The 14,052-nt window shown below is 62.8% G+C and carries 9 protein-coding genes; all 9 read left to right on the top strand.

Translation table 11 applies throughout. From position 1 onward, the window contains the following. Window positions 1–1,682, top strand: a 1,682-nt coding sequence (locus tag AC1D1L_RS30485; RefSeq protein ID WP_477345067.1) for a beta strand repeat-containing protein, incomplete at its 5' end; no start/stop codon positions are given. A 357-nt stretch (window positions 1,683–2,039) separates the two neighbouring features. Continuing rightward, window positions 2,040–4,343 carry a peptidase domain-containing ABC transporter gene (locus AC1D1L_RS30480; protein WP_477345066.1) on the top strand — a complete coding sequence of 768 codons (2,304 nt, stop codon included), beginning with the start codon at window positions 2,040–2,042 and terminating at the stop codon, window positions 4,341–4,343. Window positions 4,344–4,416: 73 nt separating this feature from the next. Further along, window positions 4,417–5,778, top strand: a complete 1,362-nt coding sequence (locus AC1D1L_RS30475) for an HlyD family type I secretion periplasmic adaptor subunit (RefSeq protein ID WP_477345065.1) — start codon at window positions 4,417–4,419, stop codon at window positions 5,776–5,778. A 28-nt stretch (window positions 5,779–5,806) separates the two neighbouring features. Next, window positions 5,807–7,540 carry an SEL1-like repeat protein gene (locus tag AC1D1L_RS30470; RefSeq protein WP_477345064.1) on the top strand — a complete coding sequence of 578 codons (1,734 nt, stop codon included), beginning with the start codon at window positions 5,807–5,809 and terminating at the stop codon, window positions 7,538–7,540. 613 nt (window positions 7,541–8,153) lie between these two features. Continuing rightward, window positions 8,154–10,424 (top strand): propanediol/glycerol family dehydratase large subunit, encoded by a 2,271-nt coding sequence (locus tag AC1D1L_RS30465; RefSeq protein WP_477345063.1) that lies wholly within the window; start codon window positions 8,154–8,156, stop codon window positions 10,422–10,424. Further along, window positions 10,421–10,840, top strand: coding sequence for a diol dehydratase small subunit (locus tag AC1D1L_RS30460; protein ID WP_477345062.1), 420 nt, complete (start codon window positions 10,421–10,423; stop codon window positions 10,838–10,840). Before AC1D1L_RS30465 ends, AC1D1L_RS30460 begins: the two co-directional genes overlap by 4 nt. Before the next feature lie 9 nt (window positions 10,841–10,849). After that, complete coding sequence (locus tag AC1D1L_RS30455) at window positions 10,850–11,548, top strand: cysteine hydrolase family protein (RefSeq protein WP_477345061.1); 699 nt, start codon at window positions 10,850–10,852, stop codon at window positions 11,546–11,548. A 99-nt stretch (window positions 11,549–11,647) separates the two neighbouring features. Beyond that, window positions 11,648–13,174 (top strand): APC family permease, encoded by a 1,527-nt coding sequence (locus AC1D1L_RS30450; RefSeq protein WP_477345060.1) that lies wholly within the window; start codon window positions 11,648–11,650, stop codon window positions 13,172–13,174. 80 nt (window positions 13,175–13,254) lie between these two features. Then, complete coding sequence (gene fabG / locus AC1D1L_RS30445) at window positions 13,255–14,019, top strand: 3-oxoacyl-ACP reductase FabG (RefSeq protein ID WP_477345059.1); 765 nt, start codon at window positions 13,255–13,257, stop codon at window positions 14,017–14,019. The last annotated feature ends 33 nt before the right edge of the window (window positions 14,020–14,052 follow it).

The raw sequence follows: 14,052 nt of genomic DNA, 5'->3' as shown, positions 1-14,052 counted from the left end.
CCGGCTCGACCGGAGCGACTGGCTCGACTGGTGCAACGGGCGATACCGGAGCAACAGGATCGACAGGGGCCACCGGCTCGACTGGTGCCACGGGCGCTACTGGTGCCACCGGTTCGACGGGTGCCACGGGTGATACCGGAGCGACAGGTTCGACTGGCGCCACAGGTGCAACCGGCTCGACCGGGGCAACTGGTTCGACCGGAGCGACTGGCTCGACTGGTGCAACGGGCGATACCGGAGCAACAGGATCGACAGGAGCCACCGGCTCGACAGGTGCCACGGGCTCTACCGGTGCTACCGGTTCGACCGGCGCCACGGGTGATACCGGAGCGACAGGTTCGACTGGTGCAACCGGYTCGACCGGGGCAACTGGTTCGACCGGYGCSACTGGCTCTACCGGTGCGACTGGCGATACCGGGGCAACCGGCTCGACCGGAGCAACTGGTTCGACCGGAGCGACTGGCTCGACTGGTGCGACTGGCGATACCGGGGCAACCGGCTCGACTGGTGCAACGGGCGCTACTGGAGCCACCGGTTCGACCGGTGCCACTGGCGATACCGGAGCGACAGGTTCGACTGGCGCAACCGGCGCCACAGGTGCAACCGGCTCGACCGGGGCAACTGGTTCGACCGGAGCGACTGGCTCGACTGGTGCAACGGGCGATACCGGAGCAACAGGATCGACAGGGGCCACCGGCTCGACAGGTGCCACGGGCTCTACCGGTGCCACCGGTTCGACCGGGGCCACGGGTGATACCGGAGCGACAGGTTCGACCGGCGCCACTGGCTCTACCGGTGCGACTGGCTCTACCGGTGCGACTGGCTCTACCGGTGCGACTGGCTCGACTGGTGCGACTGGCGATACCGGGGCAACCGGCTCGACTGGTGCAACGGGCGCTACTGGAGCCACCGGTTCGACCGGTGCCACTGGCGATACCGGGGCGACAGGTTCGACTGGCGCAACCGGCGCCACAGGTGCAACCGGCTCGACCGGGGCAACGGGCTCGACCGGAGCGACTGGCTCGACCGGAGCGACCGGTTCGACTGGAGCCACAGGCGATACCGGAGCAACCGGAGCTACAGGTGCGACCGGCGACACCGGCGCAACGGGTTCGACCGGCGCCACGGGTGATACCGGAGCGACAGGCTCTACCGGAGCGACAGGTTCGACCGGCGCTACTGGTGCGACGGGCTCGACCGGCGCCACGGGCTCGGCTGGTGCGACAGGTGCGACCGGAGCGACCGGCCCGGGCGGTGAGACTGGTGATAACCACCACCATGGCAATAACGGCTTTGGCAATGGAGATCAGGATGCACCTGGTGGTTCCGGGAACAATAACAATGCAGAAAACGGCCCTGGTCACAGCCACGCCAAGGTCACATCCGACTCGCTCGGCCTCAAGGACACTGCGAAATTCCTGCAGTCGGGCTCGACCGACGGCAACGGTGATCCTGGCAACCATGCGTCGTTCCGCAACCTGGTCGGCCTCGCGGCCACATCGGTAACGACGGACCTGCTGAATGTCCTCAAGACGATCAGCGGATTCGGCAACAACCAGAACAAGCCGTCCGGGGCGAGCACGGATCTCACCACGGACCAGACCAAGCCTGGCGCCGGCTACGCCAGCAACGACCACACGGTCAAGACGTCCCTGAAGGATCTCTTGAAGCCGCATGAGTGAGTAGGCAATGGACCTGGACAGGGACTGGTCCAGATTGAGAACAGGCGCGCGGGCTTCGCTGGAAAGCGGGACCCGCGCGCTGATTATTCTAAATTGTTGGCTCGCAAAGCATCATCCCGCAGCGCCTGGCTTGCCAACCATGGTCAGCCACCATGACCAGAGACCATCGATGAAGCGTACGCGCGGACTTCGCGGGAGAGCGGAATTCTCACGTTCACCACCTCCAGACACGGATTGGCATGAGAGTCGCGCGGCGGATCGGTTCGGAGTACAGTGCTGCGTTACCGGAAACCTCGGCGGAAACGCCTCGGCCCGGGCATTTTCGAACCCTCGCCCTGCGTACCGGATGAGAAGTCCATGGTAAACGTGCCCGTAAACGCCGAAAACCAGCCGGTCTCGATCCGTGCAAGCTCCGAAGTCGACGATGCAGCGCGCCAGGCCGGCGTGCACAACGCTGCTGAGCGGCCTCCCGGCGGCCCCGCCGAGCGCGACCAGATCGGGCCACGCCCGAAGGCAGTACTACAGGCCGCCCGTTATCATGGCGTCGAACTCGACCCCAACGAATTCAGGACAGCGAGCGCGGTTCCGACCGCTACCGATCTCTCCGAATGGGCACAGAACGCCGGCATGTGGGCGCGTGCCCTGCGCATCCGCTGGTCCCACCTCTTGCGCTTCCAGGATACCGGACCGGTCGTGCTCTTGTTCAGCGATGGCGGCGCGGCCCTCCTGACCGGAGCGAGTGCGGAGCGCAATGTCGTCTTCCTCAAAAGTGCCGACGCGCCAGACGACGGTGAGGCCACCGCCATCGATGAGCTTCGGCTGTCGCGGGTGTGGACGGGCGAGGCGGTGCTGCTGCGCGCGACACGGTCGCACGTGGCGGCGGATGCGCCTTTCACCCTTCACTGGCTCACCCAGCTGGTGCGGCTAGAAAGCCAGCCCCTGCGCGACATAGCCATTGCCTCGTTCACGCTGAGCATCCTGACCATCCTGCCGCCACTCATCGTGATGACGTTGGTCAACAAGGTGCTGCAGTTCAACAGCATCTCGACTTTGCTGCTCTTGTCTGCGGTGATTGCCGTGGTCTTCGCCTATGAGACACTTCTTGGCCATGCGCGGCGACTGATCATCAACGTCGTCGGCGCCCGCCTGGACACCAAGCTGCAGTTGCACGTCTTTAGCCGGCTCTTGCGCCTGCCGCTCGATTATTTCGAGCGTCATCCGGCCGGCGAGACGATGTATCATCTGGCCCAAGTCTATCGTATTCGAGAGTTCCTGACCGGAAAACTCCTCAGCACGTTCCTGGATCTAATCACACTGTGCGTGCTGGTACCGGTCATGTTCTACATCAACTCCACGCTCGCCTGGGTCGTAATGGCTTGCGCGGCCGTGATCATGCTGATCATCCTTGCCTTTCTCAAACCGCTGCGCCGCAGATACCAGCGAGTGGTCGAAGCCGAGACCTGGAAGTCGGCAGCGCTTGGCGAGACTGTCGTCGGCATCAAGACAGTGAAGGCGCTCGGCCTCGAGCCGCAGCGCAAGGCGCTCTGGGACGAGCGGGTGGCGGAAGCCGGAAAGGCTCGCCTCGCCTTCGGCCAGCTTGCAAGCTGGCCGCAGACGTTGGTCACGCCGATCGAACGCGTCATGGTGCTCGGCACCATGCTGATCGGCGCCTATCTCGCGTTGAACGACCGCTCGGGCTACATGGTTGGCAGCCTGTTCGCCTTCATGATGATCTCCCAGCGCGTAGCGCAGCCGCTGGTCGGCCTGGCGCGACTGGTTGAAGACTACGAGGAGGTCGGTGCAGCCATCGGCGAGGCGGCCTCGGTTCTCAACCGGCCGCTGGAGAGCAGTTCGAATTCCACCGGCCTGAGACCCAGGCTCGTGGGCGAGGTCACTTTCAGCGACCTGACCTTCAGCTACATCGCGACGAAGACACCGGCGCTTGACAGGGTCAGCTTCCACATTCCCGCCGGAAGCATGTTTGGCATTGTTGGGCGCAGCGGGTCGGGAAAATCAACGATCGCGCGCCTCCTGCAGGGAATCAACCGCGACTACAGCGGTTTCCTCAAGCTCGATGGCGTCGACCTCAAGGAGATCAACCTACGCCATCTTCGCCAAGGGCTCGGCGTGGTCCTGCAGGACAACTTTCTCTTTCGCGGGTCAATCCGCGATAACATCATCGCCGGGCGGCCAGGCCTGACGCTTGCCGATGCCATGCGTGCAGCACACCTCGCCGGCGCCCAGGAATTCATCGAGCGCATGCCCAATGGCTATGACACCTATATCGAGGAAGGTTCGCCCAATTTGTCAGGTGGTCAAAAGCAGCGGCTGGCGATCGCACGCGCCCTCATCCACGATCCGACCATTCTCATCCTCGACGAAGCGACCAGCGCGCTCGACCCGGAGAGCGAGGCGGTGGTAAGCGCCAATCTCATGCGCATCGCCAGCGGGCGCACGATGATCATCGTTTCGCACCGGCTGTCCTCACTGACAGAATGCGACAACATCCTGGTTATGGATCAGGGTAAGGTCCTTGACGTCGCGCCGCATGCGACACTGCTCGAGCGATGCGTGCTTTATCGCCAGCTGTGGTCGCAGCAAAACCGGCACCTCGACGGCCGTCATGGCCGCCCGGTCGCCATCCCACCGCGGTTGGTTTGACGATGCCACAATTCAGGTCCGGTAACCCATGAGTAGCACCTCTCTCATCGCCCTTCCGGCTCGGCGGCATCGGATGGAAACGAGGGATCCGACAACGCCGGCCATACTCGAGTTCCAGTGGCCGTCGACGGCTGTCGCCAATGCTCCTATCCCGCGGACGGCGCGCGGCATCGTCTGGATCATCGCGAGCCTGGTCATCGCGCTGATCGCTGTGGCCGGACTGATACCGGTCGATCAGGTTGTAACGGCCAGAGGGCTCGTGGTGTCAAAATCGCCTAATATGGTCGTGCAGCCGCTGGAGACGGCAATCGTTCGCTCGATCGACGTTCGTGAAGGACAGCACGTGCAGGCCGGTCAAGTGCTTGCTCGCCTCGATGCGACCTTTGCTTCTGCCGATCTGGCGACGCTCGCCATGCAGGTTTCGACGCTTGAAGCTGAAGTCGCGCGGTTGAAGGCGGAAGCGGATGGCCGGGCTTTCGATTATGACGGTCTCGATCCAAGCTGGACCCTGCAGGCATCGATTTTTGAGCGCCGCAAGGCGGTCTATGACGCCAAGGTTGAGAATTTCGACCGCCAGCGCGACGAACTCAGTTCCGTAATCTCGCGCTCGCTATCGGATGCAGATGGCTACCGCCAGCGGCTCGCGGTCGCCGGCTCGATTGAGCAGATGCGCAAGCAACTCGAGGCAAGGCAGGTAGGCAGCCGCCTCAATACGCTGCTTGCCGAGGACAATCGCGCTGAGATGTCCCGGGCGCTCGGCAATGCCGAGCAGACCGCGCAAGCCGCAAGGCTCCAGCAGGCAGCGGTGGCCGCCGAGCGCGACGGCTATATTCAGGGTTGGCGAGCGGATGTTTCACAGAGCTTGTCCGAGGCCAGTTCGCGCATGTCCGACGCCCGCGAACTTCTCAACAAGGCAAAGCTGCGTAAGCAATTGGTCGAGCTGAAGAGCGAAGCAGACGCCATCGTTCAGTCAGTGGCCAAGGTCTCGGTCGGGTCGGTCCTGCAGTCCGGCGAGCGATTGATTACGCTGGTGCCGGCCAACGCGCCGCTTGAGATCGAGACAAACATCGTCGGCCGCAGCAGCGGCTTTGTGCATGTCGGCGACTCAGTGGTCATTAAGTTCGACACCTTCCCCTATTCGCAATACGGCCTTGCTCATGGCACCGTGCGGGCACTTAGCCCCGATTCCTTCTCCGCGCAGGAGCAAGCACGCGATCCGAACAGCTCCCTGGCTATGCTGCCGCCCGACGCCGAGCCGTTCTATCGCACGCGCATTTCCATCGACCAGGTCGCCCTCCACGGCGTGCCTGCCGGTTTCACCGTGAGCCCCGGCATGCCGGTGACCGCCGACGTAAAGGTCGGCCGTCGCACAGTGCTCAAATACATTCTCGGTGTGATGCTCCCGGTCGGCCAGGAGGCAATGCGGGAGCCGTAGCGCACGGGGGTATCGGAGACTCGGATCGATGACAATCCTGGATCGGCTGACTGTTCTTGCTTCCCCGGCGGCAGCGTTGCGCCGGGCGATCCAGCTCGCTGACAGCGGCAAGCCCGCAGAAGCCTTTCCGCTGATGGCGAGCGCGGCGCGCGCGGGGATCGTCGACGCCGAGTACCGGGTCGCGCGTTGCTATCTCGAAGGCTCGGGTGTGCCGCCAAGCCGTGTGGAAGGCGCGCGATGGCTGATGCGGGCAGCCAATCACGGGAGCGCCGATGCGCAAGCGCTCCTCGCCGCTCTCTATTTGACGGGGCTGGTGGCTAAGGAAGCTGACGGCAACGGCGCCGAATCCAACCAATTGTTTGAACCAGATACCTCGGGCAAACCAGACTTCACAGCCGCGTTCGACTTTGCCACCAGGGCGGCCGAGGCGGGCTCGGCCGTGGGACAGGCTATCCTCGGCTATATACTTACCAGCGGCCCCAAACCAATGCGCAACGCAGATGCGGCGCACCGGTGGTACGAGAAGTCGGCTTCTGCCGGCTGCGCCGAGGGGTGTCTCGGCTTTGCCCTGTCGCTGGCCCGCAATGGCAAACGGGAAAACAGGGTCAGGGTTGCAAAAGAGGTAAGACGTGCCGCCGACGCCGGTCTGCCGACCGCAATCTACCTTCTCGCGGTTCTTACCGAGCACGGGCTGGGCGTCGCACGCGAAATGGCTGCAGCGGTTCAACTATATCAGGCTGCTGCGGAGAAAGGCCTTCCCTCCGCCCAGTTCCGGTTGGGATTGGCATTGATTGATGGTGCATTTGTCGACCAGGATATTGCTGCTGGAGAGGCGTGGATGCGGCGTGCCGCGTTGGCAGGCAATATCGAGGCCGCCTATCTCCTCGGCGAGCGCTATGTGAAGACGCAGCGGCCGGATTTTGCAGAATCCGCAAACTGGTACCGGCGGGCGGCCGAAGCGGGCCATCAGGCCGCCGCCCGCGCGTTGGCCTCGCTCTATTTGACGGGGAACGGCGTGGCTCAGGATCTCGAAGAGGGAGCACGCTGGCTGCGCGCCGCTGCAAATGGCGGCAATCAGGAAGCACAGGTCGATCTCGCCAATCTTGTTCTCGAAGGAGCCGGCGAGCCCGATGATCATGCAAGCGTTGCCGGATGGTTCGAAGCGGCCGCATCATCGGGGGACCTCATAGCGGCATTCAATCTTGGGCTCTGCTTCGCCAACGGAGTCGGCGTCCGCCAGGACGAGGGGCAAGCGGCGCAATGGCTAAGGCGTGCGGCTGAAGGTGTCGCCGAGGCGCAATATATGTACGCCCGCCTCCTGCAAGATGGACGCGGCGTGGCGCCCGACCCATCGCAGGCCCGCCTCTGGTTTGCTCGGGCAGCCAATGCCGGCATGCTCGACGCGCAGGTGGCGCTTGCCGAGATGCTGCTCAACGGGCGCGGGGGCACACGTGAGCCAAAGGTTGCCATGCAGCTGTTCGAGCGCGCCGCTCTCGACGGTCACGCCGGAGCGATGTTTGCACTTGGCGCGCTGTATGGTGCTGGCCAGGGCGTGCCGGTCAGCCAAACGGCAGCGCAGAAATGGTACGCAGCCGCTGCTGGACGTGGGCATGGCCAAGCCCAACTCATGCTCGGGCGTTATTTCTCAAGGGGTATCGCTGGGGAGCGCGACCCGGTAGCCGGTCGCCTGTGGCTCGAGCGCGCGGCAGCCTACGGTATCAGTGAAGCGGCCGACGAACTTGCCGAACTCGCCTCGGGTTGAGGTCCGCATAGTGCCAGCACGCCAAACGCATGTCTGCCACGAACGAGGATCCCGAAGAATTCTAGGTTTGGTGCGGAAGCCATTGGCCGCCCTATGACTACATCGAAACCGCCGAGCTGCAGGCTGATGCCGTCAGAGCGCTGATCCGACGCCAATTGACGATGTGGCGCAGATAGTCAACAAGAACGCAGATAACCTCCTGCTTTTCCGCGCTAAAATAGCCGTTTCGTCGAATTTTGCAGGTCTTTGCCCTACTCCCACTCGATCGTTCAAACAGCATATAACCAATTGAAATTACTGGCAAATACTTCTTGCCGCCGCCCAAACACCGGCATCAACACCGTCGAAAATTTACGCTTTTGATTTTAAAGGGAAAATCGACTCGAGAATATTTTCGACGTTTCACCAACTATCGAGACCAATCGGACGATTTCTCGCAGTTTGCGGCGTCCGATAGCGCTAGGTGGTCTTTCAAAAGTACCGTCACCACACCAACCGCGGCGAGGAGCTTTTGAGCCCGCTGCGTGCGCCCCCTTGGCCGGCGGTCGATCCAGGGTCATTGTGTGGCGAGTAAGCATTCACTAGTCTTTCGGCTGGGTCGAGGATCGCACGCATGACGCCGAAACTGAACCGCTGGAAGCGCTTCGCCGATTGGGACGAGCGGCCGTTGCGTCTGGACAAGTTTGCGGCGGAAGACCCTGCCAACGGCTTCTCCGCTTTCTCCAGTCCGGCCGATCCCAAACCTGGCATCGGCATCAAGGACGGGCGCGTCGTGTCCCTCGATGGGGTGCTCGAACACGACTACGATATGATCGACCGCTTCATCGCCCGCCATCACATCGACCCGGAAGTGGCGCCGGAAGCGATGGCCCTGGAGTCAGCGACCATTGCGCGCTGGCTGGTCGACATGAACGTTCCGCGCGAAAAGCTCGTGCGGCTCGCCCACGGCATGACGCCTGCGAAACTCGCTGAGGTCGTGTCGCAGCTCAACGCACTGGAGATCGCCTTCGCCTACTCGAAGATGCGAGCCCGCAAGACGCCAGGCAACCAGGCGCATGTAACCAACGCCAAGGACGACCCGCTGCAGCTCGCCGCGGACGCTGCAACCGCCGTCGCCTTTGGCTTCGACGAGATCGAGACAACAATGCGTGTGTCGCGCAACGCCTGGTCCAACGCGGTGGCGTGCGCGGTAGGCGGCGCGGTCGGTCGCTGGGGAACGCTGTTCCAATGCTCCAGTGAGGAAGCCGAAGAGCTGCGCATCGCCATGGCCGGCTTTACCTCCTACGCCGAAACCGTTTCCGTCTACGGCACGGAAAAGTCGTTCACCGATGGCGACGACACGCCGTGGTCCAAGGCATTTCTCGCCGCCGCCTACGCCTCGCGCGGCGTCAAGATGCGCTGTACGTCGGGTGCCGGCTCCGAATTGCTAATGGGCTTCCATGAAGCAAAATCGCTGATCTACCTGGAGGCGCGCTGCCTCTGCCTGCAGCGCGGCATGGGGGTGCAAGGCACGCAAAATGGCGGTATCGACGGAGCGCCTTTGACCGCCACTATACCCGGCGGTGTTCGCGAGCTGATGGCCGAGAACCTCATCGCCGTCTGGCTCGATCTCGAATGCGCCTCGGGCAATGACGCGCGCTCGACCGAATCGGAAATTCGCGTCGGCGCCAAGATCCTTCCCTACCTGATTGCCGGCTCGGATCTGATCTGCTCCGGCATGGGGTCGATCCTGAAATACGACAATTCGTTCAACCCGTCGCTGATCAACGGCGAGGAACTGGAAGATTATCTTGTGCTGCAGCGCGATTTCGAGGCCGATGGCGGGCTGACGCCGCTGCCCGAGTCGCGCGCGATCGAGCTGCGCGAGCGGGCGGTGGAAGCGATCGCCGCCGTGTTCGAGGAACTCGACCTTTCCTCACCGACCGAGGACATGAAAAGCAGCGTGGTCTACGCTTCCGGTTCCGACGATACGCGCAGCCTGATGCCGCGCGACGTCAGCTTTATCAGCGAAGCCATCAAGGAGCGCGGCATCACCGTGATCGACGTCGTCAAGGCGCTGGCCAAGCGTGGGTTCCGCGAAGAGGCGGAGAACCTCCTCGACGTGGTCAAGCTGCGCCTTTCCGGTGATTATCTCCAGACCTCAGCCATGATCCGCGATGGGCGGATCGTGAGTGCGGTCAACGATCCGAACGACTATCTCGGTCCCGGCTCCGGCTATCGTGTGTCCGAAGAACGGCGCCTGCAGCTCAATGACATCCGAGATGTGCTGGACCAGAAGGAAGTGCTGCGCTCGGAAGCCCTGCACGAGAAGGACGAGGCAAGGCACATCAGCTATCGCAACCTTGGGCCGGCAACGAACGGGCCAGCAAACGACGACGTGGTGATTGGCATCAGCCCGGCCTTCGGCTTGAAGCTTTACCGAACGACGGCCGGACATCGGCTGTCCGAGGTGCTTGGAGCCATGCTGGATGCGATCCGCGCGCGCGGGCTCAAGGCGCGCGTCGTTCGCTTTCGCCATACGGCCGATACGTCCTTCCTCGGCCTGTCCGCTGCGCGGCTTGCCGGCAGCGGAATCGGTATCGGTATCCAGGCCAAGGGCACGGCCGTCATCCATCAGCGTGACCGCCAGCCGCACAACAATCTGGAACTGTTTTCCAATGCGCCAATCACCAGGCTTGAGCACTATCGCGCACTCGGCGCCAATGCGGCAGCCTATGCGCTGGGCGAAATGCCAGAGCCCATCGTCGTGCCGCAGCGGGGCGAGGCCATGGGGTCTCGCTACCACGCCCGCGTCGCCCTCATCTACGCCATCGAAACCGGGCTGACGGAGGCCGGTGCGGCTCCCGAAGAGGTCGACATCACACTGACGGGGGTGAAATCGTGACCCACACGCGCGCCGACTATCCGCTCGCCGAAACACAGCCCGACACAGTTACGGGCAAGCGCGGCAAGTCGCTTCCTGAGATAACGCTGGATTCGGTGCTTGCGGGCGACGCGACGATGGAAGACCTTCGCATCACACCACGAGCGCTGCAGGCACAGGCCGATGTGGCGCGCGATGTCGGACGGCCGACACTGGCCCTCAACTTCGAGCGGGGGGCAGAGCTTGTCGAGGTGCCGCAGGATTTCATCATGCAGGTGTACGAACTACTGCGCCCAGGCCGCGCCAAGTCCAAGCAAGAATTGCTCGAGGCCGCCGCCACGATGCGCGAGACCTACCAGGCCGAACGCATCGCCCGTTTCATCGAGGAAGCCGCCGAGACCTACGCGGCGCGCGGCCTTTTCACGTTCCGCTTCTGAAAGGACCGCATGAGCTGGAAAACCGGATTCCGTTCGCTCTACTACCTCGGCGCACCCGAGCCGGATGATCCGGTGCTGGTGCCAGCACAAACCGCCATCCTGGTCATCGATGTTCAAAACACCTACCTGGAACGGCCGGATCGCGCGTCGCTTTCGTCGCAAGAACAGCACCGCTACGATCTGTGGACGCCGTTCCACGAGCGCATGCTCGGCACGGTCATACCGAACACGGCGAGACTGCTGGAGTTGGCACGGCAAAATGGCATCGAATGCCTTTTTGCCCGCATCGCCTGCCACACCAGGGACGGGCGCGACCGCTCGCTCTCCCAGAAAATGCCGGGCTGGAACAATTTGCTGCTGCCAAAGAACGATGCGCCGTCGCAGCTCGTTGCCGAGCTTCAGCCGGCCGGGGACGAAATCGTCGTGACCAAGACCACCGATTCCGCGCTGACTGGGACGAATCTGCGCCTGATCCTGCACAATCTCGGCATCAGGAATGTCATCTGCTGCGGTATCTTCACGGACCAGTGCGTGTCTTCGACTGTGCGAAGCCTGGCCGACGAAAGCTATGCCGTCATCGTGCTAGAGGATTGCTGCGCGGCGGCGACCGACGAGCTTCATCGCAAGGAGCTCGAAATCATCAACATGATCTACTGCCACGTGATGTCGAGCGGCGAGCTTTGCAAAATCATGGCCTTGGCAAAGTGACGCTGCGTCCGTAGTGTCATGGCAGCACTCGCAAGCCGGGACACATCGGCCGCCATGTGCGGGGAACTGCATACAGCTGTCACGAATGGAGAGGGCTTCATGGCCATAGAAACTGCACGGGGGACGATCGACGTCTCGAAAAGTAACAGCATCAACCTTTTGCACTCGAAGGCCGTGGGGCTCGCCGGAGTGCTCTTTCTCGCCGTCACCGGCGCGGCGCCAATGTCGGCGATGCTGGGCAACGTCCCGTTCGCGGCGGGCTACGGCATCGGCAAATATACCCCTGCCGCCTTCCTGATGGCGACGATCGTGCTGACCATCTTCTCGGTCGGCTATGCCGCGATGGCATCGCGGGTCTCCTCCGTCGGCGGCTTCTACTCCTTTATCAGCCAGGGGCTCGGCCGTGAGGTCGGCATGTCGGCGGGCATCGGCTCGCTCGCCTGCTACTCGCTGTTCGAAGCTTCCCTCACCGGACTGTTCGCATTTTTCGGCAATTTGTGGATTTCCCAGCATTTCGGCATCAACGTACCGTGGATCGTCCTTGCCCTGGTCATGATCGTGGTCATCGCGGCACTTGCCTACCGCGACGTGAAGGTGTCGGCGCGGTTGCTCGGCATAGCCCTCATTCTTGAGGTGATCATGCTTCTGATCTTTTCGCTGGGCGTGATTTTTGCCCATGGCGCAACGAATTTTTCTGGTGATTCGCTCAATGTGTTCAAGGTGTTCACGCCAGTCGCCGAACAGACCGTCGGAACCGTGGCCATCCCCGCGGGCGCGGCGGCCGTCGGCATCTTCATGGCGTTCTGGTCCTGGGTCGGCTTCGAGATGGCGCCGAACTATGCCGAGGAATCCCGCGATCCCAAGCGCATCATTCCGCAATCGCTGCTGATCTCGGTCATTGGCCTCGGCCTGTTCTACACCTTCGTCAGCTGGTGCGCGGTGGCGGCCTATCCCACCGAGGCCGACATGGTGGCCAAGGCATTTTCCGACGGGGTGAACTTCTTCCTGACGCCCGTTCAGACTTTTGTCGGCGGCTGGGGCTACCAGCTGATGTCGCTTCTGATCCTGACCAGTTCCTTCGCCTGCGGCATGGCCTTCCACAACACTGCTTCACGCTATTTGTATTCGCTGGCGCGCGAAGGCGTCCTGCCCCAAGCGATCGCCGAGACGCATGACCACCACAAGAGCCCACACAAGGCCTCGGCGCTGCAGTCGGTGCTGGCGGCAGTATGGGTGCTGCTCTACGGTCTGGCCTACGGCTTCGACGATCCGTCAGGACAGGCCTGGCTTGGCGTCTATACGCTGTTTGCTGTGCTTGGAACCGGACTGCTTTTGGTGCTGCAGGCCGTTGTCTCGCTGGCGATCTACATGTGGTTCAAGAAGAACGGCGGCGGCAGCATGCTGACGACTGTCATCGCGCCGTTGATCTCGCTCATTGTCCAACTCGTCCTCGTCTACACGCTGGTTGCCAATCTCGCGACTCTGGGGGGCACCAATGGCTTTGCCAGGAGCATCCCCTATGTCGGGCTTGCTATCCTTATCGTCGGTCTGATCTGGGGCTTCGTGCTGAAGTCGGCCAACCCCAAGGCATACGAGAACATCGGTCACATGGTGAATGAGGGCTAGGGCGCCTACCGCCCAGAATCCTTGCGACAACGGGGACAGGGTATCCGCCCTGTCCCCGTCTCATTTTGGAGCTTCAAGTCATGACCCAGTCTTTGAAGGGTCGGTCCGTCGTCGTTACCGGCGGATCGAAAGGCATCGGCAAGGGCATAGCGCGGGTGTTTGCGCTCTCGGGTGCCAAGGTCGCGATCGTTGCGCGCCATCCCGACCAGGCCGAAGCCGCGGCCGCCGAGATCGGCCATGGCGCCTTTGGCGTGGTTGGCGACGTTACCTCGCTCGCCAGCATCGAGAGCGCGCTTGCAGTGGCAGCCGCGAGAAACGGAAGTATCGACGTTTTGTGCGCCAATGCCGGCATCTTTCCGCAGGCACGGCTCGAAGACATGACCTCGCAGCAATGGGACGAGGTTGTCGACACCAATCTCAAGGGCACCTTCCACGCGGTCAAGGCAGCGGTTCCCTATCTCAAGACATCCGACCAGGGCCGCATCGTGCTGACGTCGTCGATCACCGGCCCGATCACCGGTTTTCCCGGCTGGTCGCACTACGGCGCCACCAAGGCGGGACAGCTCGGCTTCATGCGAACGGCCTGCATCGAACTGGCGAAATACGGCATCACCGTCAATGCCGTCATGCCGGGCAACATCGTGACCGAGGGCCTTGCCGGCCTAGGCGAGGACTACCAGAGGACCATGGCCGCCTCGATCCCGCTCAAGCGGCTCGGAACCGTGGAAGACATCGGCTACGCCGCGCTCTACTTTGCGTCGAAGGAAGCCGGCTACGTGACGGGACAGACGATCATCGTCGACGGCGGCCAGATCCTGCCGGAGAGCCTGGAAGCACTGGCGTAAGCGCAACGACGGAACCGATGGCTCGCGGTCGCG

The organism is Mesorhizobium sp. P2_D6 (genome assembly GCF_056404315.1).
The sequence above is the reverse complement of the archived record's forward strand: the minus strand, read 5'-3'. Positions and strand labels throughout refer to the sequence as shown.